Source organism: Nitrospira calida (assembly GCF_976986435.1).
Genome location: NZ_OZ335950.1, coordinates 1,686,041 through 1,711,778, shown reverse-complemented (window position 1 = coordinate 1,711,778; position 25,738 = coordinate 1,686,041). Strand labels below are relative to the sequence as shown.

Annotated in this window: 24 protein-coding genes; 12 read left to right on the top strand and 12 right to left on the bottom strand. The window is 61.8% G+C overall.

Going from position 1 to position 25,738, the window contains the following annotated elements; genetic code table 11:
• The first annotated feature begins 125 nt into the window (after positions 1 to 125).
• Both ACWHTU_RS08520 and def read left to right on the top strand, forming a co-directional pair.
• The gene (locus ACWHTU_RS08520; RefSeq protein ID WP_447863098.1) at positions 126 to 659 is read left to right on the top strand and encodes a glycine cleavage system protein R; all 534 of its coding nucleotides are present in this window, start codon (positions 126 to 128) and stop codon (positions 657 to 659) included.
• A 6-nt stretch (positions 660 to 665) separates the two neighbouring features.
• Complete coding sequence (def, locus tag ACWHTU_RS08515; RefSeq protein WP_447863097.1) at positions 666 to 1,160, top strand: peptide deformylase; 495 nt, start codon at positions 666 to 668, stop codon at positions 1,158 to 1,160.
• On the opposite strand, the gene ACWHTU_RS08510 is transcribed toward def, so the two are convergent.
• Positions 1,141 to 1,539 (bottom strand): exosortase system-associated protein, TIGR04073 family, encoded by a 399-nt coding sequence (locus ACWHTU_RS08510; protein ID WP_447863096.1) that lies wholly within the window; start codon positions 1,537 to 1,539, stop codon positions 1,141 to 1,143. The two genes, def and ACWHTU_RS08510, sit on opposite strands and share 20 nt — an antisense overlap.
• Positions 1,540 to 1,640: 101 nt before the next feature.
• On the opposite strand from ACWHTU_RS08510, the gene lnt reads away from it, so the two are divergent.
• The 7 genes from lnt to ACWHTU_RS08475 all read left to right on the top strand — a co-directional run bounded on the left by lnt (position 1,641) and on the right by ACWHTU_RS08475 (position 9,798).
• Positions 1,641 to 3,245: an apolipoprotein N-acyltransferase gene (lnt, locus tag ACWHTU_RS08505; RefSeq protein WP_447863095.1), complete on the top strand. Its 1,605-nt coding sequence runs from the start codon at positions 1,641 to 1,643 to the stop codon at positions 3,243 to 3,245.
• A gap of 78 nt (positions 3,246 to 3,323) precedes the next feature.
• A protein-coding gene (prfB, locus tag ACWHTU_RS08500) for a peptide chain release factor 2 (protein ID WP_447863094.1) occupies positions 3,324 to 4,434 on the top strand; the annotation gives its coding sequence in 2 pieces (ribosomal slippage) (positions 3,324 to 3,383 and positions 3,385 to 4,434; 1,110 coding nt in all).
• Positions 4,435 to 4,489: 55 nt separating this feature from the next.
• A complete protein-coding gene (gene lysS, locus ACWHTU_RS08495) occupies positions 4,490 to 5,968 on the top strand; it encodes a lysine--tRNA ligase (RefSeq protein WP_447863093.1) in 1,479 nt (492 codons plus the stop codon).
• 2 nt (positions 5,969 to 5,970) lie between these two features.
• The gene (locus ACWHTU_RS08490; protein WP_447863092.1) at positions 5,971 to 7,248 is read left to right on the top strand and encodes a lipoprotein-releasing ABC transporter permease subunit; all 1,278 of its coding nucleotides are present in this window, start codon (positions 5,971 to 5,973) and stop codon (positions 7,246 to 7,248) included.
• Between the two features lie 73 nt (positions 7,249 to 7,321).
• Complete coding sequence (locus ACWHTU_RS08485) at positions 7,322 to 8,005, top strand: ABC transporter ATP-binding protein (RefSeq protein ID WP_447863091.1); 684 nt, start codon at positions 7,322 to 7,324, stop codon at positions 8,003 to 8,005.
• A gap of 21 nt (positions 8,006 to 8,026) precedes the next feature.
• On the top strand, positions 8,027 to 9,166 hold the full coding sequence (traF, locus tag ACWHTU_RS08480; RefSeq protein ID WP_447863090.1) for a conjugal transfer protein TraF: 1,140 nt from the start codon (positions 8,027 to 8,029) through the stop codon (positions 9,164 to 9,166).
• Between the two features lie 77 nt (positions 9,167 to 9,243).
• Complete coding sequence (locus ACWHTU_RS08475) at positions 9,244 to 9,798, top strand: hypothetical protein (RefSeq protein ID WP_447863089.1); 555 nt, start codon at positions 9,244 to 9,246, stop codon at positions 9,796 to 9,798.
• Between the two features lie 8 nt (positions 9,799 to 9,806).
• On the opposite strand, the gene ACWHTU_RS08470 is transcribed toward ACWHTU_RS08475, so the two are convergent.
• From ACWHTU_RS08470 to ACWHTU_RS08425, 10 genes are all read right to left on the bottom strand, one after another.
• On the bottom strand, positions 9,807 to 10,802 hold the full coding sequence (locus tag ACWHTU_RS08470; protein WP_447863088.1) for a GAF domain-containing protein: 996 nt from the start codon (positions 10,800 to 10,802) through the stop codon (positions 9,807 to 9,809).
• Positions 10,803 to 10,940: 138 nt separating this feature from the next.
• A complete protein-coding gene (trpA, locus tag ACWHTU_RS08465; protein WP_447863087.1) occupies positions 10,941 to 11,768 on the bottom strand; it encodes a tryptophan synthase subunit alpha in 828 nt (275 codons plus the stop codon).
• A gap of 78 nt (positions 11,769 to 11,846) precedes the next feature.
• The gene (gene trpB / locus ACWHTU_RS08460) at positions 11,847 to 13,040 is read right to left on the bottom strand and encodes a tryptophan synthase subunit beta (protein WP_447863086.1); all 1,194 of its coding nucleotides are present in this window, start codon (positions 13,038 to 13,040) and stop codon (positions 11,847 to 11,849) included.
• A 15-nt stretch (positions 13,041 to 13,055) separates the two neighbouring features.
• On the bottom strand, positions 13,056 to 13,697 hold the full coding sequence (locus tag ACWHTU_RS08455) for a phosphoribosylanthranilate isomerase (RefSeq protein WP_447863085.1): 642 nt from the start codon (positions 13,695 to 13,697) through the stop codon (positions 13,056 to 13,058).
• A gap of 19 nt (positions 13,698 to 13,716) precedes the next feature.
• The gene (locus tag ACWHTU_RS08450; RefSeq protein WP_447863084.1) at positions 13,717 to 14,028 is read right to left on the bottom strand and encodes a hypothetical protein; all 312 of its coding nucleotides are present in this window, start codon (positions 14,026 to 14,028) and stop codon (positions 13,717 to 13,719) included.
• 40 nt (positions 14,029 to 14,068) lie between these two features.
• Positions 14,069 to 14,890 carry an indole-3-glycerol phosphate synthase TrpC gene (trpC, locus tag ACWHTU_RS08445; protein WP_447863083.1) on the bottom strand — a complete coding sequence of 274 codons (822 nt, stop codon included), beginning with the start codon at positions 14,888 to 14,890 and terminating at the stop codon, positions 14,069 to 14,071.
• Between the two features lie 244 nt (positions 14,891 to 15,134).
• Entirely contained in the window at positions 15,135 to 16,148 is a 1,014-nt protein-coding gene (trpD, locus tag ACWHTU_RS08440) for an anthranilate phosphoribosyltransferase (RefSeq protein ID WP_447863082.1), read from the bottom strand.
• Positions 16,149 to 16,252: 104 nt separating this feature from the next.
• Positions 16,253 to 16,816 carry an anthranilate synthase component II gene (locus ACWHTU_RS08435; protein WP_447863081.1) on the bottom strand — a complete coding sequence of 188 codons (564 nt, stop codon included), beginning with the start codon at positions 16,814 to 16,816 and terminating at the stop codon, positions 16,253 to 16,255.
• 107 nt (positions 16,817 to 16,923) lie between these two features.
• On the bottom strand, positions 16,924 to 18,420 hold the full coding sequence (gene trpE, locus ACWHTU_RS08430) for an anthranilate synthase component I (RefSeq protein ID WP_447863080.1): 1,497 nt from the start codon (positions 18,418 to 18,420) through the stop codon (positions 16,924 to 16,926).
• A 99-nt stretch (positions 18,421 to 18,519) separates the two neighbouring features.
• Entirely contained in the window at positions 18,520 to 19,098 is a 579-nt protein-coding gene (locus ACWHTU_RS08425) for a LysM peptidoglycan-binding domain-containing protein (RefSeq protein ID WP_447863079.1), read from the bottom strand.
• Positions 19,099 to 19,369: 271 nt separating this feature from the next.
• On the opposite strand from ACWHTU_RS08425, the gene ACWHTU_RS08420 reads away from it, so the two are divergent.
• Genes ACWHTU_RS08420 through ligA form a run of 3 tightly spaced genes read left to right on the top strand, consistent with a single transcriptional unit; the run spans position 19,370 to position 24,332 of the window.
• Entirely contained in the window at positions 19,370 to 20,323 is a 954-nt protein-coding gene (locus tag ACWHTU_RS08420) for an AAA family ATPase (protein ID WP_447863078.1), read from the top strand.
• Between the two features lie 13 nt (positions 20,324 to 20,336).
• Positions 20,337 to 22,250 carry a hypothetical protein gene (locus ACWHTU_RS08415; protein WP_447863077.1) on the top strand — a complete coding sequence of 638 codons (1,914 nt, stop codon included), beginning with the start codon at positions 20,337 to 20,339 and terminating at the stop codon, positions 22,248 to 22,250.
• Between the two features lie 27 nt (positions 22,251 to 22,277).
• Positions 22,278 to 24,332, top strand: coding sequence for an NAD-dependent DNA ligase LigA (gene ligA / locus ACWHTU_RS08410; RefSeq protein ID WP_447863076.1), 2,055 nt, complete (start codon positions 22,278 to 22,280; stop codon positions 24,330 to 24,332).
• Here the strand turns inward: ligA and ACWHTU_RS08405 are convergent.
• Positions 24,329 to 25,603, bottom strand: coding sequence for a hemolysin family protein (locus ACWHTU_RS08405; protein ID WP_447863075.1), 1,275 nt, complete (start codon positions 25,601 to 25,603; stop codon positions 24,329 to 24,331). The genes ligA and ACWHTU_RS08405 overlap by 4 nt on opposite strands.
• Positions 25,604 to 25,738 lie beyond the last annotated feature (135 nt).

The following is a 25,738-nucleotide window of genomic DNA, read 5'->3' as shown; positions in this document are numbered from 1 at the left end:
GTTCTCTCAGACCGGACAAGGTGCGACGGGAGCGTCTCGCCTTGACTCATTCCTCGCCCCCTGTTAGGGTGGCCCCGCCTTCGCATCCCATCGCACCAGAGAGGTCCAATGTGTCCGCCTTCGCCATGATCACCGCGTTCGGTCAGGATCGGCCGGGCATCGTTGCGGGTTTGGCCGAAGGGCTCTACCGGCTCGGCTGCAACATTGAAGATACCTGCATGACCAGGCTGCGCGGCGAATTCTCCATGATAGTGATGGTGCGCCTGCCGGAAGGGCTTTCGGCAGATCACCTTTCCGAACGTCTTACCCCCCACATTTCCGAAATGGGCTTGACGGTGCTCTGCCGGGAGCTTCCAGCTCAGGCGGCGCAGCGGACGCCGGTCTCCGACGCGCCGCTGTTCATGCTGTCGGTCTACGGCGCCGATCACCCCGGTATCGTCGCGCACGTGGCGCGGGCGGTGGCCGATCACAACGGCAACATCACCGACATGAACACCCGGGTCATCGGCTCGGAGGACCGGCCGGTGTATGTCATGATTTTGGAAATCCAGCTCCCGGCACAGGTCCAGCCAACCGAACTCGAGCAGGCCCTCGAACAACTGAAGCCGATGCTGGGCGTGGATCTCACCTTCCGCCCCATCGAGCAGGTTCGGCTTTAGGTCGCCGTGGCCGTCCGTCCGATCCGGCTCTACCCCGATCCGATCCTCAAAGAGAGGGCGAAGCCGGTCTCCTTGGACGATCCGACATTGCCGGGCCTCATCCAGGACATGCTCGATACCCTGGAGGCGTCCCCCGGCGTCGCGCTCGCCGCCCCGCAGATCGGCCGCTTGCTCCAAGTCATCGTGGTCGATGTGACGCGCAAGAACGGCGAGACCAGCCACGGGCTGGTGGTGTTGCTGAATCCGCGGATCGTGGATCAGGACGACCGGCGTCTCATCCGAGAGGGCTGTTTGAGCGTTCCGGACTACACCGGCAACGTGTTGCGTTACGGGAAGACTGTTGTGGAGGGCTTGACGCCGGAGGGCCGCACGAGGACGCTCATCACGTCAGACCTTGAGGCCCTCGCCTTTCAGCACGAGGTGGACCACCTGAACGGCACGCTGTTTCTGGATCGCATCCAGTCATTAAGCACGGACTTGTTCAGGAGGAAGCAGCGGTAACGTCGGACTCGGTTGAACGGGCCGGCTGGGCCGAGGGCGGCGGGTCATCCTGCCACACAAAACGCGGCTCGAACAGAGGCTGGTAGCGGGGCGGAACAGGAACCGGAAACGTCAACACCTCATAGGCGCCGGCAACCGTACGGGCGACGAACATCCCCAGTCCGTCGATCGGTCCTTGCACCGCACCGGTCACCCAGCCTTCCGCTTGACCAATCCGATAGATTTGCTTTGGCAGCTCCATCCAGCCGGTGCTGAAATTGATCGCGCCGCGCAGGAGTTTCATCCCGGCTTGCCGCCAGATCGGAGGCTCCTCAGTACGGCCGACGGCCACATCTCCGATCAGCAAGACTGCACACAAACCAAGCACCCGGCACTTCATCCCCGTCACCTCACCGACTTTCCGTGTTCAGCGTTCAATGATCCCGCACGGCTACCATACCCAAGTTGCAACCCGTTGTCTATTTGGTTAAGGTACTTCCGATGGACAAAGCCCTCGCGCGTCAGATCCTGCTGGCCTGCGCGAGTGGGGTGTTGTATCCCCTCTGCTTTCCCGACTTCGATCTTGGCTTCCTTGCCTGGGTCCTCCTGGTTCCGCTTCATTTTGCCATCGAGCCGGCGTCGCCGCGCCAGGCTTTCCGAATTGGCTGGCTCGCCGGGCTGATCGGGTTCACCGGCACGATGTCATGGGTCGTGACGGCCATGCACCTCTACGGCAAGATGCCCCTGGCGGCCAGTTATGCCGTCATGGTGGTATTGACCACCTATCTCGGGCTCTACGTTGCCCTGTATGCCGCCGGATACACATGGCTCAAGCGGATGGCTCCTTCGGTGCTCTTTCTGACGGCTCCCAGCCTGTGGGTGTCGCTCGAACTGCTACGCACCTATGTCCTGTCTGGCCTGCCCTGGGCCCTGCTCGGATATTCCCAATATCAATGGCTCTCGATTATCCAGATCGCGGACCACACCGGCGTGTACGGCGTGTCGTTCCTGATCGTGCTCGTGAACCTCGCGCTGACCGAACTGATAAGCTGGGTTTTCGCCCGCCTCCGCCGGGACCAGGTCGGATTGGCTTGGCAGGCCCCGGCCGCCGCCTTGCTCGCCATGGCGATTGCAGGGATATACGGGCACAGCGCCCTACAGGTGGACGCGCGTTCTCTCGATGTCCGAACGCTGTCCATCGGACTGGTGCAAGCTAATATCGATCAGGCGCACAAATGGGACGTCGCATACCGTGAGGAGACACTGGAGCGCTACCGTCGCTTGACGGCGCAGGTGGCCGCTCGATCCGATTTGATCATCTGGCCGGAAGCGGCGACCCCCTTTCTGTTCGAGCTGGAACCGCAGTACCGATCCGAAGTGACCGCCATGGCACAAGCAGCGCGCGCACCCATTCTTTTCGGCAGCCCGGCGCTCCGATACACCCCCGATCGCCGCCCGTACCTGTTGAACAGTGCGTATCTGCTCTCGCCCGCCGGTGAGATCCAGGGCCGCTACGACAAACAACACCTGGTCCCGTTCGGCGAATACATCCCGCTGCACTCGTCGGTGCTCTTTTTTCTGGACAAACTCGTGGAGGGCATCGGCGACTTCGAGGCCGGCACCACCCCCACCATTCTGACTGTACGGCCGCTCGCGGCCTCCTCGCCGCACGCCGACGATCAAAAACCGGAAGTCAAATTCGGGGTCGTCATCTGCTACGAAGTGATTTTCCCGGATCTGGTTCGCCAATTCGCCCTCAACGGCGCGGAGTTCATGGCGACCATCACGAACGACGCCTGGTTCGGCCGCTCAGCCGCTCCCTATCAGCATTTCGGGATGGTCGTTTTCCGCTCGGTGGAGAACCGCGTGGCTTTCGCCCGGGCCGCCAATACAGGGGTCTCCGGTTTCATCGATCCGTCCGGACGCATCCTCAGCGCGACGCCGATCTTCACGGAAGCGGTGCTGATGGGTTCGATCCCCGTTCAACGTCGCCCGACGTTTTACACGCGATACGGTGATGCCTTCGGGTACGGGTGTGTTATAATCACCGGACTTTTCTTGACGGCCGCGCGCTTCCGGCGCAATGGTCACGACCATCGGCAATAGGCTCTGGGCTCCGGCGGCGCGCTCAAGCTTTTCCCCAGAGCCCGATGCGTGAGTGCCTCTCGCTTCAAGGAGCTGTCCATGCTTGACGAAATCCATGCGCGGGTTCGAACGATCGGTGAGCGGATCAGCGAACTCCGGAGGCATCTTTGACCTCCCTCGATTGACTGAGGAATTGAACAGCCTGAACGAGCAATCAGCGCATCCGGACTTCTGGAAAGATTCCCAGGCTGCCACGCGACTCAGCAGGAAAAAAGCCGCCATCGAGCGGGAACTCAACCGCTGGCGCGAGATCGAGCGCCGGCATGGTGATCTTTGCGCGATGGTGGAATTGACCGAAGAAATGGGCGACGCCGAGCTGGAACAGGAACTCTCTACCGAACTGAGCCGGCTCGAAGCCGACGTCAACGCCTTGCGCATCGAACTGCTGTTGTCCGGAGAACGGGACGGCAGTAACGCCATCCTCGCGATTCATCCTGGCGCCGGCGGCACAGAATCTCAAGACTGGGCCCAGATGTTGCTGCGAATGTACGTCCGCTGGGCGGAACGCAAAGGGTTCAAGGTCGAGACGCTGGACCTACAAGCGGGCGACGAAGCAGGCATCAAAAGCGCCACGCTTTCGATCGCCGGGCCGTACGCTTACGGTTACCTAAAGGCCGAAGCCGGCGTGCATCGCCTGGTGCGGATCTCGCCGTTCGACGCCAACAAACGGCGGCACACGTCGTTCGCTTCCGTATTCGTGTACCCGGAGATCGAAGAAGACGTGGAGATCGTGATCGACGAGAAGGATCTGCGGATCGACACGTTCCGCTCCGGCGGCGCCGGCGGGCAGAACGTCAACAAAGTGGAGACGGCCATCCGCATCACCCATCTCCCCACTGGGATCGTGGTGCAATGCCAGAACGAGCGGTCGCAACTGCAGAATCGGATGGGCGCAATGAAAATCCTGAAAGCCCGTCTCTACGAACTGGAACAGCAAAAAAAGCAGGCGGAGTTCCAGGCGATTGTGGGAGAGAAAAAGGAAATCGCCTGGGGAAACCAGATCCGCTCCTACGTGTTTCAACCCTACCAATTGGTGAAAGACCATCGGACGAATCTCGAGGTCGGCAACGTCGAAGCCGTGATGGACGGCGACCTGGACGAATTCATCGAGGCGTATCTGAGACAACAACTGGCAGCGGGCAGCAGATAGCGAACCGCCATGACTGTGCGCACAACTCGTTCGCTCGTCGCTACCGGCTAAGCTTATGGAAGACAACGACCAGCGCCTTCAGCGGATCAAGAAACTCGAGACGCTCCGGCAACTCGGGGTCCAACCGTACGGCACGCGGTTCGAGGTCAAAGACCGAGCCGGCGACCTGATCCGTCTGCACGGACGGAAGTCCAAGGAGACGCTGGAGCAGGAGCGCATCGAGTGCACGCTGGCCGGCCGCATTGTGGCATTGCGGCGGTTCGGCAAAGCCGCCTTCGCCGTGCTCCAGGACGGCGCGGACCGCCTGCAGGTTTATCTCAAGAAGGATCTCCTGGGCGAACAGACTTACCGGATCTGCGAGGAGCTGGACCTTGGCGACTGGATCGGCGTCACCGGCCGACTGTTTCGCACCAAGACCAACGAGTTCACCGTCGAAGTCCGTTCCCTGACCTTTCTCAGCAAGGCGTTGCGTCCCCTACCGGAAAAATGGCACGGCCTCACCGACGTGGAAACCCGCTACCGCCAGCGGTACGTGGACCTGATCGCCAACCCCTCCGTTCACGAGATTTTCATCACCCGCAGCCGCATCATCGCCGCCATCCGTTCGTTTCTGATCGAGCGGGGATTTCTGGAAGTCGAGACCCCGATGATGCATCCGATTCCCGGCGGCGCAACGGCCAAACCGTTCGTCACCCATCACAACGCGCTGGGGATGGATCTCTATTTGCGGATCGCGCCGGAACTCTATCTGAAGCGGCTCATTGTCGGCGGCTTCCCGCGCGTGTTCGAGATCAACCGCAATTTCCGGAACGAGGGCATCTCGACGATCCACAATCCCGAATTTACGATGCTGGAATTCTACGTGGCCTTCGCCGACTACACCGACTTGATGGGGTTGACCGAGGAGTTGTTCGTTCGCCTGGGACGGGAGGTATTGGGCCGGACCGTGATCGACTACCAAGGCCGGCAGATCGACTTGACGCCCCCCTGGCGGCGTTGGTCGTACCACCAGGCGATCCTTGAAGTGAACAAGCTGGATGAGTCCGTCCTGCGCGATCGATCCTCCGCGCTGGCCGCCGCAAAGCAGCTCGGCGTCGAGGTCGATCCCAACGCGCCGCTGGCGGCAGTCCTGAACGAAATGTTCGAGGAAACCGTGGAACCCCATCTGCAACAACCCACGTTCATCACGGATTACCCGATCGAGCTGTCGCCCCTCGCCCGCCGCAAGGACTCCGATCCGACCCTGACCGATCGGTTCGAGCTGTACATCGCCGGCCGAGAAATCGCCAACGCCTTTTCCGAGTTGAACGATCCGCTCGACCAGCGCCGACGGTTCGAGGCGCAGGCGTCCCAGCGGGTGGCTGGCGACGAAGAAGCGCACCTGGTGGATGAAGACTTTTTGCGCGCGCTCGAATACGGCATGCCCCCCACCGCGGGCGAAGGAATCGGGATCGACCGGCTCGTCATGCTGTTCACCAATCAGGCATCCATCCGCGACGTGGTGCTCTTTCCCCAACTGAAGCCGGAGAAATAGCCGTGTCGGTTCCCTACGAGGTCTTCATCGGCCTGCGGTACTTGCGCGCCAAGCGCCGCCACCGGACCATCTCGCTGAACACCTTCGTCTCGGTCGCCGGCATCACGTTGGGGGTGGCAGCACTCATCGGCACGCTTGGCATCATGACGGGCTTCAAAGAGGACCTGCAGGCGAAAATCCTCGGCACCACCGCCCACATCATTGTCCAGGACCGCACCAAAGACGGGATCGCCGACTACGACGCGCAGGTGAAGCGCGTCGAAGCGGTGCCCCGAGTGGTCGCCGCGACGCCGTTCGTGCTGCGGCAGGTGCTCTTGACCTCGCAGACCGCCGTGCAAGGCATTATCCTGCGAGGAATCGATCCCCAACGGGAAGCCCGCGTCACCGATCTGGCCAAGAATCTCCGAGCCGGCACCCTGCTCGATTTGAACACCCCGGTCCAGGTGACGCAGCCGGTGGAAGGCAGCGGGACAGGTGAACCCGAAGTGGTTACCAGACCCGGCATCATTCTCGGCAAAGAACTCTCGCTTCGCTTGGGGGCCTTCGTCGGCGACACGGTCAATGTCGTGTCGCCGGTCGGCCCCATCAGCGCCGTGGGCATGATCCCGAAAATCCGCACGTTCGCGGTCGTCGGGGTTTTCGAATCGGGCATGTACGAGTACGACTCCTCCTTGGCGTACATCGCGTTGGGCGAGGCCCAGCAATTCTTCAACATGGGAGCGACGGTCACTGGGATCGAAGTCAAGGTCGCCGATATCTTCAGGGCCGGCGAGATCGCCCGCGCCATCGAGCAGGCCCTCGGCTTCCCCTACTGGGCCCGCGACTGGATGCAACTCAATCGCAACCTGTTCTCGGCGTTGAAACTCGAAAAGACCATGATGTTCCTGCTACTGGTGCTCATCACCATCGTGGCTTCGTTCAACATCGTGAGCACCCTCACCATGATCGTGACCGAAAAACAGCGGGAGATCGCGATCCTGAAGGCGATGGGCGCCACCCGCAAGGCGATCATGCGCATCTTCATGCTCAACGGTTTGATCATCGGCCTGACCGGCACCGTCATCGGCATTCCGCTGGGCTATGCATTCCTGTGGTTGATTCAAACGTACTGGACGTTCGATCCGACGGTCTATTACATCTCCCGCATCCCGGTCCATGTCCAGGCGTTGGACGTGTTCCTCGTGGCAAGCTCGGCCATTCTGATCAGTTTCGCCGCCACGCTGTATCCGTCGTGGCAAGCCGGTAAGCTCGACCCGGCGGCGGCGCTGAGGTATGAATAACTATAACTCTCAGGCGCACCCGCCAATCGCGGAGAGCCGGTCGGTGACTGTCTTGTCGAATCACGAAGGGCGAATGAGGCGCCGCGGTGACGTGCTGCTCCAAGTCGTCGATCTCCATAAATCCTTCCCCATGGCCGGACGCGAGCTGAAGGTGCTGAAGGGCATCAACCTCGACCTGCGCCGCGGCGAGATGGTGGCGATCGTCGGCGCGTCCGGGGCGGGCAAGAGCACCTTGCTGCACATCATAGGCACGTTGGAACGGCCGACCCGAGGCACGGTCCTGTTCGAAGGCGAAGACGTGTTCCGGCTCTCGGAACAGCAGCAGGCGGAGTTCCGGAATCGCCGCATCGGGTTTGTGTTTCAATTTCACCACCTGCTGCCGGAATTCACCGCTTTGGAGAACGCGTACCTGCCCGCGCTCATCCAGAAGCGGCCCAAAGCCGAAGTCATCGCCGATGCGACGGCGCTGTTGAAGGATGTCGGCCTAGGTGATCGGCTGCACCATAAACCTGGAGAGCTCTCCGGTGGCGAACAACAGCGCGTGGCGGTGGCCCGGGCGCTGATGCAGCGCCCGGACCTGGTGCTGGCGGACGAGCCGACGGGCAACTTGGATACGCATACCGGCGAGGCGTTGTTCGCCCTCATGCGCGAACTGAACCGGGCCCGCGGGATCACGTTCGTGATCGTCACCCACAATGAAAAACTGTCGGCGCAGGCGGACCGCATCATTCATATGGAAGACGGGATGATTCTTTAAGCGAAAGAGGGTGGAGTGGCCATGAAACGAACCTGTCTTACGCTCGGATTCATCGGTCTTTTGGTTGCGACGATTCCGTTGCACGCGTCGGCCGTGGAGTTCGCCATCGTCGGGCCGAGGGCCATGGGGATGGGCGGGGCCGGTGTCGCCGTAACTACCGACGCGTTGGCGACCTACTGGAACCCGGCCGGCTTGGCGATGAGCAAGACGTTCGATATGCGAGTCCAAGGGAGCGCCCAAGGCATCGATCGGCTTGGCGTCATCGATACAGTCAAGGACATCAACGACATCAACCTCAACGACACATCCCCGGCCAATCAGGCCAGATTGCAAGCTCTCGCGGACCGGATCAACCGACCGGGTTCGACCGTTTCGGGAATCGGAGCCGGGGGGGTGTACCTCAAGGGCAACTTGGGAAACCATGCCTTTGGATTCAACGTGTCGGATGTGGCCACGGGCGGCGCGTTCGTCTCGTCCCCGCTCACCGTCACCACGACCGGGACGCAATTGACGGCGAGCGGCCAGTTCGCCCTCCGCGGCCTCGAAGCCCGCCAAGCGGCTTTTTCCTATGCCTATGCGTTTGCCGATAAAACCTTTGCCATCGGCGTGACCGGCAAACTCATTCAAGGCGCGGCCTATGCTGGCGCCACCAACATCCGTGGAGCCGAGACCGATCTCGACGTCCTCAAGGACTTCGGCAGGGCGAAGATTTCGACCGCCTACGCCATCGACATAGGTGCCGTCTATCGTCCCGCCTCCTGGCTGCGATTGGGCGTGGTCGCCAAGGACGTCAACGAACCAGGTTTCGACGCGCCGAACGGGCAGGAATTCAAACTGGCCCGGCAGGTCCGCGGCGGCGTGGCGGTGAATCCCTATCCGTCTTTGACGATCAGCCTCGACGGCGATATTCTCTCCAATACCACGCTTCTGCCGGGAGTCAAAAGCCGCGTGCTCAGCCTGGGCGCCGAGCAGACGCTGTTCTCGGAATCTCTTTCGCTCCGCGTGGGCGCTTTGAAAAACGTGGAGGACGCGGCCTCCCCGATCACGCCTACCGCCGGCTTCGGCCTCAAGATCTTCGCCTTGCGGGTGGATATCGGCGGCGGGTATGATTTTCGCGAGCGCGGCGCATTGGCCGCGGGATCACTGGCGCTCACGTTTTAATGGAATCACTCGGAACGACACCTGTGCGCAGGGAAGGTCGCAGTCTGGGTTGGTTTAGTTGGGGTCTTGGACTGGCCGTGTCGACGCTTGTCGGCTGCGGCGGACTGCAGGAAGTGTGGGAAGGCCCGGCCGCCAAAGGATTTCATCCAAAGTCGATCGCAATTCTGCAACTGGCGGGCCCATACGACGCCGCGCGGGAGGACGTCGAAGAAGTGCTCGCTGCCGCGCTGATGAGGAGCAACAAGTTCGAGCGGGTGGTTCCGCCCGAGGATGTCACGGACATTTTCCAAGCTACCAAGGACGCCTTCGACGCGCTGGTGGTGTATTTCACCAAGATGGAGACCACCGGCCAGTCGGACAAGCAGGCGGCGATCAAGATCGGCCAAGCGTTGAAAGCGGACGCCCTGCTTGTGGTCAAAGTCAATGCCTGGGAATACACCCGCCAGGACGGCGACAATATCGCCAAAGTTGGATTGGGGCTCCGCCTGATCGACGCCACGAACGGCGCCATCGTCTGGAAAGCCCGCCACCAGGTGGTCAAGAGCTACATTTTTTTTCGCCCCAATATGAAAGAGGTGGCGATGGAGCTCGGCCAGGAGATGATCCGGTTCATGCCGCCGGACCGGCGGTAAGCCGCCCACTATGGACGGCGGCTGAGGCGGGCGTGATCTAACGCCAAGGCCAGTTGGTTGGAGAGGCTGGCGAGCTCGAGCAAGTCCCAATTGCTGAACGGCCTTCCGCCACGCTTGTTCACGACTTCCAGAACTCCGAGACTGGTCGTTCCAATACGCACCAGCACGGAGGCCAGCGTCCGGACCGGCAGCAGCGATTCCCATCCAGTCAACTCGTTGAGCCCCCTCTCTCGCCCAGCATCGACGATCAGCACCGATTTCCCGGTCCGCATCACCGATTCGGCGACACGTGACCGCACGTCCTTGATCGCCGACGCCTTGTCGCCCGCCGCAACGCACGCCGTCAATGTCCGGCCGTCTGCTTGCAGCAGAAACAACACTCCGGCCTCGGCATCGACCAACCGCAGGGATATCTCCAACGCCCGGCGTAGCTTTTCGTCTCCATCCAGCGTCGAATTCAGCACATCGCTCACTTCTTCCAGGCACTGAATGCGAACGATCTTCTGCGCGTACTTCTGCGCCAGCCTGGCATGGTCCAACGCCACGGCGAGCCAGGGCGTGACCGCGTCCAGCAGGTTGACAATCGTGCGATCCTGGAATGGAAAGGGGCGACTGCGCTGAACGACCAACAAGCCGTCCAGCCGACCAATGGGTTTCAGCGGATAGACCAACACCGGATCGCTGGTCGCCACGCGAGCGCCGCGCTCGATCCGCTCCAGGACGCTTGTCCACTGCTCAGCCAACGGACCCTGCGCTCCCCCAGCCTCGGCCAAGCCTCGCATCTCCCCCGTCTGCTCGTCTCGAAGATAGACGGCGATTCCGCCGACTTTGGTGAGCTTGCGGAAGAGTCGAACGAACATGTCGGCGACGCCGGCCGGAGAGCGACGTCGCTCTTCGGCGCTGCTGATGGTTTCCAGCAGGCGGCGCTGGATGGTGGCGATCAGGTTGGCCGTCACGGCCACGGAAGCGGCAGCCGGATAAGACCGCCGTGAGGAATGTTCCATCGCCTTCGGAGAAGGCGCTCGCTTTGGTGTGCGAACCAGCTTCGATGGAGACCCTCGACCGGGCTTCATGACTCTCCCTTTAGCAGGAGCGTCCTCAAAAGAAAAGGAAAAGATAGGAACTGAGCGGTCCGACGATCGCTAGGCGCCGGAGGACTGCGACAACGGCACGACGGGATGCATCGCGGCCTTCAACGACCGGACAAAGGCGCCGACCTGCGCCGCTAACTGCGGATCCTGTTGACGGTCCGCGATCCGCCGGACGATAGCGCTGCCGACGATCACGCCATCGGCCACTTGCGCGACGCGGGCGGCATCCTCAGCCGTCGCCACGCCGAAGCCCACCGCGATCGGTACATCGGTCAGGCGCCGAATCCTGGCGACGTTCCGCTCGACCTCGTGGATATTGTTTAATTGGGCGCCAGTGATGCCGGTCAGCGAAACGTAATACACGAACCCTCGCGATCGTGCGGCAACTGCGGCGCGACGGGCCTCGGTGCTGGTCGGCGCCAACAGGAAGATGAGCGCCAGTCCGGCCCGTCTGGCCGGCTCTTCCAATGGCCCAGCTTCTTCCACCGGCATATCCGGTACGATCAACCCGTCTACTCCCGCCTCTACCGCTCTCAGGCAAAAGTCGGCCTCGCCGAACGCATGAATGGTGTTGTAGTAGGCCATCACCACCAGCGGGACTTGCGTCCGACGGCGCCAATCCTTCACCGCGTCCAGGATCTTTCGCAGCGACGTGCCGCTGCGCAAGGCCCGCTCAGCAGCCTGTTGGATCACCGGCCCGTCCGCGATCGGATCGGAGAAAGGCACGCCTAGTTCGATGATGTCCGCGCCGTTCCGTTCCAATTCCAGGACAAGCCGCTCGGTCTCGGCCAAAGACGGATCGCCGGCCATGACGTAGGCGATCAGCGCCTTCTCCCCCTTGGCCCTGAGCTGGCGGAATGTCGCGTCGAGCCGATTCATGGCTTGAGTGTTCCCCCCCACCGGCAGATCCTGCTCCCCTTGCGCTGACAAGACTTGGGCAACAGGACCCGTATGGTCCTATAACGCCACCCCTTTGATCCGCGCCACCTGCTGGACGTCCTTGTCTCCGCGGCCGGAGAGGTTGACGACCACAATCTGATTCTTTCTGAGCGTCGGCGCCAGCTTGACCGCCTCCGCGATGGCGTGGGCGCTTTCCAGCGCCGGCATGATGCCTTCCTCACGTGCCAGCAGGTCGAACGCCACCAGCGCTTCTTCATCCGTCGCGTAGGTGTACCGGACGCGACCGGCATCGTGGTAGAAGGCGTGCTCCGGTCCGACTGCGGCATAATCCAATCCTGCCGACACGGAATGGGTCAGATTGACCTGCCCATCGGCATCCTGCAGCAGATAGGTCATGGTGCCGTGCAGCACACCCGGCCGGCCGCCGGAAAAGCGGGCCGCATGCTTTCCGCTCTCGATGCCTAACCCGCCGGCTTCAACACCCACCATCTTGACCTTGGCGTCGCCAACGAACGCGTGGAACAGTCCGATGGCATTGCTGCCGCCGCCCACGCAGGCCACCAAGTAATCCGGCAAGCGTCCCGCGTCTGCCAGGATTTGTCTTCGCGTCTCCCGCCCGATCACGGCCTGAAAATCGCGGATCATCATAGGATAGGGATGCGCGCCCAAGACTGAGCCCAATATGTAATGGGTTGTGCGCACATTGGTGGTCCAATCCCGCATAGCCTCGCTGATGGCATCCTTCAGCGTACGGCTTCCGGCATCTACACCGGTCACCGTGGCGCCCAACAGTCGCATGCGAAACACGTTCAAGGCCTGGCGTTGCATGTCCTCCGTGCCCATGTAGATTTCGCATCGAAGCCCGAACATCGCGGCCACCGTCGCCACCGCCACCCCGTGTTGGCCGGCCCCCGTCTCGGCGATGACACGCGGTTTGTTCATCCGCTTCGCGAGCAAGGCCTGCCCGATCGAATTGTTGATCTTGTGCGCGCCGGTGTGGCAGAGGTCTTCGCGCTTGAGATAGATCTTCGCGCCGCCGAGTTTCTTTGTCAGCCGCTCCGCGAAATACAACGGGGTGGGACGGCCGACATAGTGTTTCAGATAATGCTCGAACTCAGCCTGAAACCGCCGATCTTTTTTCGCCTTGAGATAGGCTGCCTCCAGTTCCAGCAGAGCCGGCATGAGGGTCTCGGGAACATACCGGCCCCCGTACTGGCCGAAGCGACCTCGTTTGTCGGGAAGGGAAGGCATAAATAACCGACTCCGTTAGCAGCGCGAACCGGATACCCCTCTCACCGCACGGATGAAGGCGCGGACCTTTTCAGGGTCCTTCTTTCCCGGGCTGGCCTCCACGCCGCTGCTCACATCGACGCCGTAGGGACGAACCTTCTCGATCGCCTCGCCGACGTTTTCCGGGGTCAGTCCGCCGGCAAGCAGGATCTTGGCGGCTTTCGCCGCCTCGGCTGCCAGGGTCCAATCGGTGGTCTGTCCCGTTCCCCCGTAGGCCTCTTCGGAGAACGCATCCACCACGAAGCCACGCACCTGCGCCCGCCCTTGAAATTCCGCCAGGGCCAGAAACGACCCGCGATCGCGCAGACGAATCGCCTTTAAGATCGGTCGACCCAATCGTTCGCAATACGAAGCGGGTTCATTTCCGTGAAGCTGTGCCAGAGCCAAACCGCATTCATCCATCAGATCGCGCACAATTTTCGCATCCTCATTAACGAACACCCCCACCGGCAGCACGAACGGCGGCAACTCCGACACGATCGCCTTCACGACGTCCGCCGCCACCCGGCGCGGGCTCTTCCGGTGAAACACGAACCCCACCGCATCCGCGCCGGCCTCGACTGCCACCTGCGCATCCGCCGCGTTGGTAATCCCGCAGATTTTGACTTTGCATCCCATCCGTGCCGGTGTCCGGCTGTCAACAGGATCCCTGGCTGCGACGGTCTCCGTACACACTGCGCAGAGTCCACTGGCAGACCATTCCCTTTGAATCGAAGGTGAGGGTTAAGGTGTCGGTGGCGTCGGGGGCCCATCTGACCGGCCATTCGCACACTTCTCCGCCGTCTTTAAATGCGTGGCACCGCGTGGGAATGCCCAGGTCTCGCACCCGCTCATCCTTGGACGATCCGATCCAGGCATCCCATTTCCTGGACGCCTCGTTCAGCGTGTCGGCCGCGCAACCGGCAAATGCGAGCAGCAGATTTATCGCGAACGCGACGCGCCGCAGCATGAAAAGCCCTCCTTCAACCGTTCCGGTGCCATGCCACACTTTATCGGCCTCCGTTCCGTGGAACTCCGGTGAGTTCCCGAATCTTGGCGCCGATGTCGTCCGCCCTGATGAGCGACTCCCCGATCAGCATCGCGTGCACGCCGACTTCCAGCAGTCGCAGCACATCGTCCCGCTTGTGAATGCCGCTCTCGCTCACGATCAATTTGTCCGAAGGCACCCGCTTGGCCAGCCGCAGCGTCACGCCGAGGTCCGTCGAAAATGTCTTGAGATCCCGATTGTTGATACCGATCATCCGCACATCGGGTAGCCATTCCAGCACTGAATCCAGCTCCCGCTCGTGATGAGTCTCGACCAACACCTCCAGCGACAGTTCGCGCGCCAAGGCGAAGAAGTCGACCAACTGCCGGCGCTCCAGCGCGGCGACGATCAGCAACACGGCGTCTGCGCCGCAAGCCCGCGCTTCGTAGAACTGAATCTCGCCGACCATGAATTCCTTGTTCAAGGTCGGCAACCCGACCCGCTCCTTCACCGCGCGCAAGTGGTCCAGACTGCCCTGGAAGTAGTCTTGGTCGGTGAGAACGGACACGGCTGTCGCCCCGTGCTCCTTGTACTGCACGGCGATTTCGACCGGCTCGAACCTGTCCTTGAATGCCTCCCGGAGCAGACCCAGGCTGGGCGAGGCCCTTTTCACCTCGGCGATCAGCGCCGGGCTTTCTGGACGTCTCGCGGCGTCCAGCGCTGCTGCAAACTCCACCGGCGGCCGCGCATCGCGGATCTTCGCCTTCAGATCGGCCAAGTATCCCCGGCTCTGCTTATGCCGGAGCTCGGCCCGCTTATGCTCTAAGATGCGATCAAGGATCATTTCTGACTTCCACTCTGACTTCCACCTTTCCCAAGCTTTTTGCACGTTATCGGCTGAACAGGTGCATTGAGCTCAGAGCCCTTAGCCCATCGCATCACAAAGCAACGGTGCCCGCCGGTGGGTATGGCCAGGTGCGAGAGCGCACAGTGCGACGAATAAGGAGCGCCACCTCTGTGCGCGTCGCCGAGTCGGTGAGGCGACCGAATCGGACGGGGCTGGTTGATGGCGGGACCCGCTCATCTTCTTATAACGTATTCGTAAACTCGATGAGCCGTTCCAGCTTTTCCGCCGCCGCTCCGCTGTCGATCACCTTGCACGCCAACTGATAGCCCTCCTGAAGCGTTTTGGCCTTTCGTCCGGCCACCAACGCCGGCGCAGCGTTGAGGCACACCACGTCGCGCTTGGGCCCCTTCCGCCCCTGGAGAATGTCGCGCACGACCTGCGCGTTCTCTTGAGCCGTGCCGCCGACCAACTGTTTCAGCGCGGCGCGCTGCAGCCCGAACTCGGCGGGATCGATATAGTAGCTGGACACCACCCCAGCTTTGCCCTCCGAGATCCTTGTGCGATCCGTCAGTGTCACCTCGTCCAGCCCGTCCATTCCGTGGACCAGAAAACAATGTTGCGTCCCTAGATGCACCAGCACCTTGGCCAGTAACTCCGTCAGTCCCGCGTCATAGACACCGATGACCTGAACGGTGGCGCCGGCCGGGTTGGTCAGAGGCCCGAGGATGTTCAAGATGGTCCGCACACCCATCTCCTGCCGCGGCCCGGCGCAGTGTTTCATCGCGCCGTGATAGAGCGGGGCGAAGAGAAAGCCGATGCCCACTTCGTTGATGCAGTCGGCCACCCGTTCGGTCGGCAGATCGATCTTCACGCCCAGGGCGGCGAGCACGTCGGCGCTCCCCGACTTGGATGACACCGACCGATTGCCGTGTTTGGCCACCGTCAATCCGGCGCCGGCCACGACGAAGGCTGCGGTCGTCGAGATGTTAAACGTATGGGAACGGTCGCCGCCCGTGCCACAGGTATCGACCACCAGCGGGTCTCCGACCCGAATGCGAATCGCTTTGGCCCGCATCGCCCGCACCGAGCCGGCGATTTCATCGACCGTCTCGCCTTTCATCCGCAAGCCCATTAGGTAGGCCGCAATCTGCGCAGGCGTGGCCTCGCCGTTCATGATCTCGAGCATGACCTCTTCGGCTTCTTTCTCCGAGAGATCCACCCGTTCCGTCAATTTGGCGATGGCGTCTTTGATCATGGCTGTCAGCTAACAGCAAACAGCGAGTCGCGAATAGCTGGATACTGATCGCATGGTTTTGTTTTTCCGCTGGTCGCTATCGGCTATTAGCCGTCCGCTAGAGTTTAGAGTTTTAAGAAATTCCGGAGTAAATCCTTGCCGGCGACGGTCAGGATCGATTCCGGATGGAATTGCACCCCCTCGATCGGCAGAGTCCGATGCCGCAGCCCCATGATTTCCCCTTCCTCGCTCTCGGCGGAAATCTCCAAGCAGGCCGGCAGATTCGCTCGGTTGACGACCAGTGAATGGTACCGGGTGGCTTCGAAGGGATTCGGCAATTCGCGGAAGATGGTCCTGCCGTCGTGGCGAATCATCGAGGTCTTGCCGTGCATGAGCCGCTGGGCTCTGATGACTTCGCCGCCGAACGCCACGGCCAGCGACTGGTGGCCCAGGCAGACGCCGAGAATAGGCAGACGCCCCGCAAAATGCCGGATGGTCTCCACCGAGATTCCGGCTTCCTTCGGCGTGCAAGGTCCCGGCGAGATCACGATGCGACTGGGTCTGAGCGTTTCAATCTCCTCGATCGTGATCTTATTGTTGCGATAGACCCGCACATCCTCGCCCAGCTCCCCGAAATACTGAACCAGGTTGTAAGTGAACGAGTCGTAATTGTCGATCATCAAGAGCATCAGGATACCGTGATACGTGACGCGTCACACGTGACGGGTGCTAGAACCCCTGCTGGCTTCACCGCTCCCCTACTTGTCACGCGTCACCTGTCACCAGTCACGCTCCTCTATTCCAGCCCCTGCTCCGCCAGTTCGATGGCGTTCATCATGGCGCGGGCTTTGTTGCAGGTCTCTTCGTATTCCCGCTCGGGATTGGAATCCGCAACGATGCCCGCGCCGGCCTGAATGTAAGCTTGCTTGCCTTTGATCACGACGGTGCGGATGTTGATGCACATATCCATGTTGCCGGAGAAGCTGAAGTAGCCGACCGCGCCGGCGTAGGGCCCCCGCCTGGTGGGCTCCAATTCTTCGATGATCTCCATTGCGCGGATCTTCGGCGCGCCAGAGACGGTCCCCGCCGGGAAGCAGGCCCGCAGGACGTCGTAGACCGTCATCGCAGGAGCCAACCGGCCCGTGACCTGCGAGACGAGGTGCATGACGTGGGAGTAGCGCTCGATCTGCATCAGTGCTTCCACCTGCACCGATCCCTGACGCGCCACCCGGCCGACGTCGTTTCGTCCTAGATCGACCAGCATGACGTGCTCCGCCCGTTCCTTTTCGTCCGCCAACAGTTCCTGTTCCAATTGCCGGTCCTGCTCCGGCGTCTGTCCGCGCCGGCGCGTGCCCGCGATCGGCCGCACAGAGATCACCCCATCCTCGCACCGCACCAGCGTTTCCGGCGAAGACCCGACCAACTCCACACCGGCCACGCGCAGGTAATACATGTAGGGCGAGGGATTGATCACCCGCAGCGCGCGATAGAGCTGAAAGGGGGTCGTTTGGATGCGCGTCTCCCAACGTTGCGAGAGGACCGCCTGCACGATGTCGCCGGCCTTGATGTACTCCTGAGTCCGCATCACCATCTTTTCGAAGTCCGCGCGGCTCATATTCGGAGTGAAGGAGATCGGCTTGCGTCGGCGCTTCTGCCGCGTTCGGCGCAGCGGCCGTTTCAAGCGGGCGATCATTTTCTCGATCCTGGCGGTCGCGTCCGCATAGGCGAGCCGGACGTCGGCTTCGCGCGTCGACTTCACATGGGCGTTGGCCACGACTTTGATCTTCTGCGACACGTTGTCGAAAATCAGCAGCGTGTCCGTGAGGAGGAAAGCGAAGTTCGGCAGGCCCAAACCGTCTTTGCGCCCGGCCGGAAGCTCCTCGAATGTGCGCACTACATCGTAGCCTAGATAGCCGACCGCGCCGCCGACGAATCGCGGGAGCCCGGGCACGGTGACGGGCCGGTACTGCTCCATCAACTCCCGCAGCCGATCGAGGGGGCGCCCCCTGCTCGCCACCCGGCGCAGGCTGGTCCCGCGGAAGATCAGCAGATCACCTCGATCTTCGCGGATCACCACAGGAGAGCCGCTGCCCAGGAACGAATACCGCGCCCAGTTCTCGCCGCCCTCGACGCTTTCCAACAAGTAGGCGGACGGGCCGTGGTCGATCTTGGCGAAGGCCGAGACTGGCGTCTCGTAGTCCGCCAGAATCTCCCGATACAGCGGAATCAGATTCCCCTGGCCGGCGAGGGCCCGGAATTCATCAAGATCAAGGGAATAAGCAGGCTTGTTCATGGACCAGTCCACGACTCGCTTCTCGTTCCGACGCACCGGTGACGCCCGGGGCGACGGACGCCGACGGTCGGCAGGGCACGACCGCGGTAAGCGATGGGCTCACTCATAGCCGACGATCAGCCGTTGGCCGACTTCGATGATGTCGTCCGGCAGCTTATTCCATTCCTTGACCTTGTCGACCGAGACCCCGTATTTGCGGCTGAGGCGGAAGAGCGTTTCCCCCGGTTTCACCTGGTGATAGATCGGGGTCGTCTTCGAGAGTTGCGAGGCGTCCGGTTTGACGACCGATTCAGCCATTTCCGCCTCCATCCCCGGCACGTCCACCTTTTTCGGCTTGCTGGACAGCTTCGCCATCCGTCGCATTTCTTCGTTGGCTTTGCGCTCGAGGAGCGCGGCTTCCTTCATCGCGTCCGCCTCTTCCTGGAGTCTCGCCAGTTGCTCCCGCAACGCCTGCACCTGTGCGGCCAGTTCCCGATTCTTGGCCTCCAACTCGGCCGCTTCGCGCTTGGTCCGCTTGACCTCGCTATCCAGTTCCGCCGTCCGCTTTTCTTCCTGCGCCAGCAACCGCTGAAAGTTCAAGCTCCTGGCCTTCTCTGCCTCGTACTTTTCGGCCATGACGCAGCCGGCCAGCACGGGAAGCCCGACCAGCGCCACCGCCAAGCGTACTGTCTTGATCATTCTCATCGCCCTCCCATCCAATTGATCCGGCTCGAGCCGTTCCGGCGAGGCACGCCGGACGACGCCGATGCGCACTGACTCATGACGCCCGGAAAGGGCGTGTCGAGTCGTCGTTGCCAGCGACCGGAAGCCTAAGAATAGAGAGCCATGCGGCGAAAGTCAAAGCAGAAAGGGCCGATCCGGCCCGTTTGACCCATCGCCTGAGGCTATGTTACGGTTGCTTCGCCAACGGCAGATCCAGCCAGACTCCACGCGCGGGATTCGAACCCCAATGCGAAAGAAACCGGAAATCAGCGCCGGCCGGACCGTGGTCATCGACGGCGTGACGCTCCATCTGGCGCAACCGATCGCCGGTTCGCAGGAATGGATCGGCGACCGGGAAATCCTGCGCCAACTGCTCGCTTGCTGGCTGGTCGTCGACGAGAAGGACCTGCCGCTTTCGCCGCGTATCACGGGCCCACCCGGCATTGGCAAGACGACGCTGGCCATGTCCGGCGCCCGCGAGCGGAAACAAGACCTCTACATCTTTCAGTGCACGGCCGACACCAGACCGGAAGACCTGCTGATCACGCCTGTCTTGGCGGAGTCCGGGTCCATCGCCTACCACGCGTCGCCGCTGGTCACCGCCATGTTGACCGGTGGCGTCTGCGTGTTGGACGAAGGCAACCGCATGAACGAGAAAAGTTGGGCGTCGCTCGCATCCCTGCTGGACCATCGCCGGTGCGTGGAGTCGATCGTCGCGGGTGTGCTCATCACGGCCCATCCCGAATTCCGTTGCTGCGTGACGATGAACGAGGACGCGTCCACCTACGAAGTGCCGGATTACATCCTCTCCCGGCTCCAGCCGACGTTGAACATGGGGTTTCCTGGAAAGGACGACGAACTGGCCATTCTCCGGTACCATCTTCCGTTCGCGCCAGCCGAGATGCTGGCCATGACTGTGGAGTTCCTCCAACAGGCGCATCAGCTCAATCTGGAATATTCGGTCCGCGACGGCATCCACATCCTGCAGTACGCGCTCAAGCGCCTGGCTCAGGATCCCGCGCATCCGCTCTCAAAAGACGAGGCGTGGCGCGAGGCTCTGATCAAGGTGCTGAGCGACGAGGCCTTGGACCTAGAAACCCTGGCACGCCGGCGCCAACGGGCGCTTGGCGACCAGCCGTTGCCGAAAGGTCTGGGGGATTTCTTCTTCGAAAGCGACGATCCTTTGCATCCGGGCCGCTGACGGCACAGCCACGATGAACGACGACGCGGTCTTCAGGCTTTCCGCTCGGATCGAGGTACTCCCTATCTTGCACGCGAGCGGAGACATCGCGCAGGAAGTGCGCGAACGGCTGATCAGCCGGCGCTACGACTGTCTGGCGCTGCCCCTTCCCCCGTCCGTCGAAGAACCGTTCGAACGCGGGATCGACCGGTTGCCCCACATCGGCCTGGTGGTCCTTCCGGAACCGGACCACGACGGAGAACCGACCGTGAGCTACGTGCCCGTCGATCCTTGCCAGGCCGTCGTCATGGGAGCCCGGGTGGCGATGGTGGAAGGCATCGCGCGGGCCTATATCGACCGCGAGGTCCGCGTCTTTGAACCCTCGCCGTTCGTCTCGCCCGATCCCTACAGTCTCAAGCGTGTCCCGCTGGCTGCTTTTGCGGCCGCCGTGTTGCCGTCGTTGCCGCCGCCGACGCCGGGCACGCAGCGATGGGAGCACATCTGCTGGATGGCGTTCAGGCTGCACGAACTAGAGCTGGACCACGAGTCGATCCTTTGCCTCTGCCCTGCCGCCGATTGGCCCTGGCTTCGGGACGCGTATCGGGAACGAAGACCGTACATGCTCCCCGAGTTGATCGCGGCTTCTCCCGCCCTGTACACGGTTGCTCCCTCCACGCTGTACTTCGTGCTGGGGGAATTGCCCTTCATCACCGAGCTGTACGAACGGCGGCGAGCGGAACTTCGCTCGGACCGCCATCTCGCCGTGGACGGCATCAAGGAATTGCTCATCGAAACGCGCGCCCGCTGGAAGGCGGAACAGGAGACGGACGGCCATTCGGTGTCGGATTGGATTACTCCCCAACTACTGCAGGTCTATTTGCAGTACGTGCGCAACCTCGCGCTGCTGGAACGGCGCCTGACCCCCGACCTGTACACCCTCGTGTTGGCGGCCAAACAGATTGCCGGCGACGAGTTTGCGATCAAGCTCCTGGAAACGGCCAAAAGCTATGCGTTTCAGACCGACAGCGAGGATGAGTTGTTCCCGCTCGTGACAGCCGGAATCGGGCAAGCGGAGTTGCCAGACGGACAGGTCGTCCGAGCCAAGAACCGGCTCCAAGGTCCGCCGTTCGTGTGGCGCTCCCTGTCCCTCCGCCCCAAGCCGACCCGGATGAAGAGCCGACGATGGGCGCTGTTGTGGAATCCGTTCCGTCAGTGCTCCTGGCCACCGGAAGACGAGAAGATCGAAAGCTTCACCAGCCACGTGCGGGAACAGGCACGGGCCATCCTGGGGGCCGACCTGGCGAAAGTGGAAAAGTTCACCTCATCCATCAAGGATGGGATCGATCTCCGCGAAAGCCTGCGCCATTGGTGCGCAGGTCTGCGGGGTACCGGCGCCGCCGTCTCGACTTCCTCGAAGTGCCGCCCGCGCATGGAGATTTATGTCAAGGAGATTCCTCCGGCCAGGGGCAACGTCGAGGTGGTGATCTTTTTGTTCGACACACCGGCCGATCCCGACACCTATCGCTGGCGGGCGACCTGGTACGCGGAACACGCTGAGGAATCCACACTGTGCTTTTACGCCACCCCGTTCGAAGGCAACCTGGTCGGACCGGGAATCGCCCAGTCCCGCTACGGCGGCGCGATGTTTCTGTTCCCTCCCCGACCAATCCCGGACATCTGGACCGACCCCGCTCTTGATTTCGCCAAGACACTGGAGGATCGCCTCATCGCTGCCGCGGCCATGCATTCCCGCGAGCCCCATATCGCGTTGGTTGCTCCTATCCCGCCACGCGCCTCATGGCGACGGATCGCCCGGCATTTCGGACGGAAATTCGTTCCAATTCCTCTGAGCCGATTTTCCGGGCAGACGGTGGATCGCCTACGTCGATTCCACGTGCTGAACGGACACGAAGTCAGAAGTTATGCGGCGAGGTTCATCAGAGAGTGAGAACTGGTTCGCCCAGTTGGTTTAGCCATGACACATGCGCACCACCTCTCCCGCGAAGCAGCCCGGAAGCGCATCGAGGCCTTGCGGACAGAGATCCGCCGACACGACTACCTGTACTACGTGAAAGACCGGCCGGAGATTTCGGATTCCGAATACGATCGGTTGTTCCGGGAACTGGTCGAACTGGAAACGGCCTATCCGGACCTGATTACCTCCGATTCCCCCACTCAGCGTGTCGGCGCGCCGCCGCTCGATGAACTCGCCAAGGTCACGCATGAGAAACCGATGCTCAGCCTCGACTCGGTCGCCGATCAGGAGGAAGTCCTTGCCTTCGATAAACGCATGAAGCGCGAACTCGGCGTGGAGACCATCGAATATACGGCCGAACCCAAGTACGACGGGCTCTCGGTGGAGCTGGTGTATGACGACGGCCGCTTCGTCCGCGGCGCTACCAGAGGCGACGGTGTGACCGGCGAGGACGTGACCGTGAACCTGCGCACCATCAAGCCGCTGCCGCTGCAACTTCTGCCGGAACCGGACCTGCCCGCTCATCTGGTCGTGCGAGGCGAAGTTTATATGCGGCTCGACGACTTTCAGGCGCTTAACCGGCGCATGACGGAACGGGGCGAAGAGGCGTTTGCCAATCCCCGCAACGCCGCGTCCGGTTCGCTGCGGCAACTGGATTCCCGCATCACCGCCGAACGGCCGCTCGTCGTCACCTGCTACGAAATCATGGCCTCCTCGTCCAATCTGCCGCCGACCCACTGGGACGAGTTGGAAGCGTTGGCCCGCTGGGGTCTGCCCATCCCGATTCAGCGCCGCCGTTGCCCGACCATCGAAGATGTCGTCGCTTTTCACCGCGAGACGGAAGCCGTCCGCGACAACCTGCCGTTCGAAATCGACGGCATCGTCGTGAAGGTCAATCGCCGCGATTGGCAGGAACAGCTCGGCGAAAAATCCCGCAGCCCGCGCTGGGCCATCGCCTATAAGTTCACGCCGCGAAAAGAAATCACCGTCGTCCAGGACATCGTCGTCTCCGTCGGGCGTACCGGCACCTTGACTCCGATCGCGTTGTTGAAGCCGGTCGAAGTCGGAGGCGTGACGATCAGCCGGGCGACACTTCACAACGCGGACGAAGTGGCGCGGAAAGACATCCGGGTAGGCGACACCGTCAAGGTCGAGCGGGCCGGCGACGTGATCCCGGCAATCGCCGAGCGTGTGCCCGTCCCGGGAGAACACCGCTCAGAGCCTTTCCGCATGCCCGATCACTGTCCGGTGTGCGGCTCAGCGGTTGCGCGGGAAGGCGCCTATTACTACTGCACCGGCCAGGCCGTTTGTTTGGCGCAATTGAAAGGGGCGCTAGAGCACTTCGCCTCGAAGCACGCTCTGAACATCGACGGTCTGGGCAAAAAAACCGTCGCGCAATTGGTCGATCGAGGGTTGGTCAAGAACCTGGCCGATCTCTACACCCTGACCAAGGACCAACTCCTGACGCTGGACGGATTTGCCGATCGATCGGCCACGCTCTTACTGGAGGCGATCGAACGAAGCAAACGGGTCAGCCTCGAGCGCTTTTTGTTCGGGTTGGGCATCAGACAGGTCGGCCAACACATCGCCCGGATCCTGGCCAGACACTTCGGTACGCTGGAGGCCATCATGGAGGCCGACCGCGAGCAGTTCCTGCAGGTCCGCGAGATCGGCCCAGAGATCTCCGCCAGCCTAGAGTCCTTCTTCAAGGAAGCGCGCAACCGGCACGTCATCCAACGCTTATTGCAGTTGGGCTTACAGATCGAGAGCCCCGCTGACGCTCCCCGGCGCGATGCGCGGGCCAAAACACTGGCTGGAAAGACCATTGTCTTCACCGGCGGTCTGGAGCGATACAGCCGGGAGGAGGCCAGACGGCTGGTGGAGGAACTGGGAGGCCACGTGACGTCCAGTGTCAGCAAGAAAACCGACTATGTGGTGGTGGGCAAGGAACCCGGCTCCAAGCTGGAGCAGGCCAAGAAAATGGGGATCGCGCTGCTGACCGAAGACGCATTCGCGGCGTTGGTGGAACCACGCACCGATGGCTCGGCGAGTTAGCTCGCCACATCCATCCTGGCGGCTTCGGAGGACTCGACCGTTACGCCGGCCTTCTCTTCTTTGAAGATCTGCACGCTTTTGATCGACTTCGGGTCCGCCTCGTGGACCACGAGGCGACAGTTTCCCACGCGCAATTCTTCCCCGACGGCGGGAATCCGGCCCAGTTGCTCTTGAATCAAGCCGCTGACCGTATTGGCCTCGTCGCCCAGATCCACTTTCAGAAAGTCGTTGATCTTCCGCACCTCGGTCCGGCCGTGCACGAGAATCTGGTTCTTGCCGATTCGCTTGATCAACTCTTCGGTGATGTCTGTCTCATCCATGATCTCGCCGACGACTTCCTCCAGCAGGTCTTCCAGCGTCACCAACCCCATGACGCCGCCGAATTCGTTCACCACGATCGCCATATGTCGCTTTTCCTGCTGGAACTGTTTCATCAAATCGTCGGCCGGCTTGCTGCGCGGGACGAAAAGCGCCGGTTGGGCGATGTCTTTCAACTTGACGTCGGAATGGCCCTGGGCCAGCTCGATCAGGGCCTTGTTCTTGTAGAGGATGCCGGTGATGTTGTCCAACGTCCCGTCGTACACCGGGATCCGGGAGTATTTGGATTGAAAAAGCTGGTCCTGAGCCTCCTTCAGCCGCAGATTGCCGTCCAGCGCAAAGACGTAAATACGCGGCGTCATCGCGTCTTCCGCCGTGATGTCGTTCAACTGGAAGACGTTCTTGATCATCTTCACTTCCTCGGATTCGATCGCGCCAGCCTTGCCGCCGACATCCAGCATGATCTTGAGTTCTTCCTCCGTCACAAACGGCACCGTCAACCCCTTCCCGCCGGTGATCTTGTCGATCATCGGCTCCAGGACGAACAACACCGGCTGCAGCACCCATTCGATCCAATAGACGGGATAGGCCATCGCCAGGACGAGAGGAACCGCATGCTTGGCGGCCAAGGTCTTGGGCACCACATCACCGAAAATCATCAACACGAAGGTCAGGATGCCGATGGCGACCGCCAATGCCTCCGAACCGAACAGCCGAATGGTGACGATGGTGGCGAACGCGGCGGCGCCGGCATTGACCAGGTTATCCCCAATCATAATCGTGGAGAGCAGTCGTTGGGGGTTGCTGCGGAGATAGAGGGCCATCGCCGCCCGCTTTCCCCCACCCTCGGCCAGGGCACGGAGCCTGGTTTCGTTGACCGAAAAAAATCCGATCTCGGCCGCGGAAATAATGGCCGACAACAGAATCAGAGCAAACAGGATAAGAATGTCCATGGAAGTCGAAATTTAGAGTGAGAGATGAACGACCGGCTCAAAAAGCCGGACAGGACGCACCGTCGATGCCCAAGCCGGATCGACGGACGGTGTGATTGGAATACGGAAGAACAGCGTGACCTGGTGAGACCCTAT

What these genes read in the sequence shown, in the direction of transcription:
- trpB (WP_447863086.1), bottom strand. Translation starts at nt 13,040, where the DNA reads ATGCCTTCCCTTCCCGACAAACGAGGTCGCTTCGGCCAGTACGGGGGC.
- ACWHTU_RS08405 (WP_447863075.1), bottom strand. Translation starts at nt 25,603, where the DNA reads ATGGACATTCTTATCCTGTTTGCTCTGATTCTGTTGTCGGCCATTATT.
- ACWHTU_RS08435 (WP_447863081.1), bottom strand. Translation starts at nt 16,816, where the DNA reads ATGCTCTTGATGATCGACAATTACGACTCGTTCACTTACAACCTGGTT.
- ACWHTU_RS08425 (WP_447863079.1), bottom strand. Translation starts at nt 19,098, where the DNA reads ATGATCAAGACAGTACGCTTGGCGGTGGCGCTGGTCGGGCTTCCCGTG.
- ACWHTU_RS08510 (WP_447863096.1), bottom strand. Translation starts at nt 1,539, where the DNA reads ATGAAGTGCCGGGTGCTTGGTTTGTGTGCAGTCTTGCTGATCGGAGAT.
- ACWHTU_RS08485 (WP_447863091.1), top strand. Translation starts at nt 7,322, where the DNA reads ATGAGGCGCCGCGGTGACGTGCTGCTCCAAGTCGTCGATCTCCATAAA.
- ACWHTU_RS08455 (WP_447863085.1), bottom strand. Translation starts at nt 13,697, where the DNA reads ATGGGATGCAAAGTCAAAATCTGCGGGATTACCAACGCGGCGGATGCG.
- trpD (WP_447863082.1), bottom strand. Translation starts at nt 16,148, where the DNA reads ATGATCAAAGACGCCATCGCCAAATTGACGGAACGGGTGGATCTCTCG.
- trpA (WP_447863087.1), bottom strand. Translation starts at nt 11,768, where the DNA reads ATGAATCGGCTCGACGCGACATTCCGCCAGCTCAGGGCCAAGGGGGAG.
- traF (WP_447863090.1), top strand. Translation starts at nt 8,027, where the DNA reads ATGAAACGAACCTGTCTTACGCTCGGATTCATCGGTCTTTTGGTTGCG.
- trpC (WP_447863083.1), bottom strand. Translation starts at nt 14,890, where the DNA reads ATGATCCTTGATCGCATCTTAGAGCATAAGCGGGCCGAGCTCCGGCAT.
- lysS (WP_447863093.1), top strand. Translation starts at nt 4,490, where the DNA reads ATGGAAGACAACGACCAGCGCCTTCAGCGGATCAAGAAACTCGAGACG.
- ligA (WP_447863076.1), top strand. Translation starts at nt 22,278, where the DNA reads ATGACACATGCGCACCACCTCTCCCGCGAAGCAGCCCGGAAGCGCATC.
- ACWHTU_RS08520 (WP_447863098.1), top strand. Translation starts at nt 126, where the DNA reads ATGATCACCGCGTTCGGTCAGGATCGGCCGGGCATCGTTGCGGGTTTG.
- ACWHTU_RS08420 (WP_447863078.1), top strand. Translation starts at nt 19,370, where the DNA reads ATGCGAAAGAAACCGGAAATCAGCGCCGGCCGGACCGTGGTCATCGAC.
- ACWHTU_RS08470 (WP_447863088.1), bottom strand. Translation starts at nt 10,802, where the DNA reads ATGGAACATTCCTCACGGCGGTCTTATCCGGCTGCCGCTTCCGTGGCC.
- ACWHTU_RS08450 (WP_447863084.1), bottom strand. Translation starts at nt 14,028, where the DNA reads ATGCTGCGGCGCGTCGCGTTCGCGATAAATCTGCTGCTCGCATTTGCC.
- trpE (WP_447863080.1), bottom strand. Translation starts at nt 18,420, where the DNA reads ATGAACAAGCCTGCTTATTCCCTTGATCTTGATGAATTCCGGGCCCTC.
- ACWHTU_RS08415 (WP_447863077.1), top strand. Translation starts at nt 20,337, where the DNA reads ATGAACGACGACGCGGTCTTCAGGCTTTCCGCTCGGATCGAGGTACTC.
- lnt (WP_447863095.1), top strand. Translation starts at nt 1,641, where the DNA reads ATGGACAAAGCCCTCGCGCGTCAGATCCTGCTGGCCTGCGCGAGTGGG.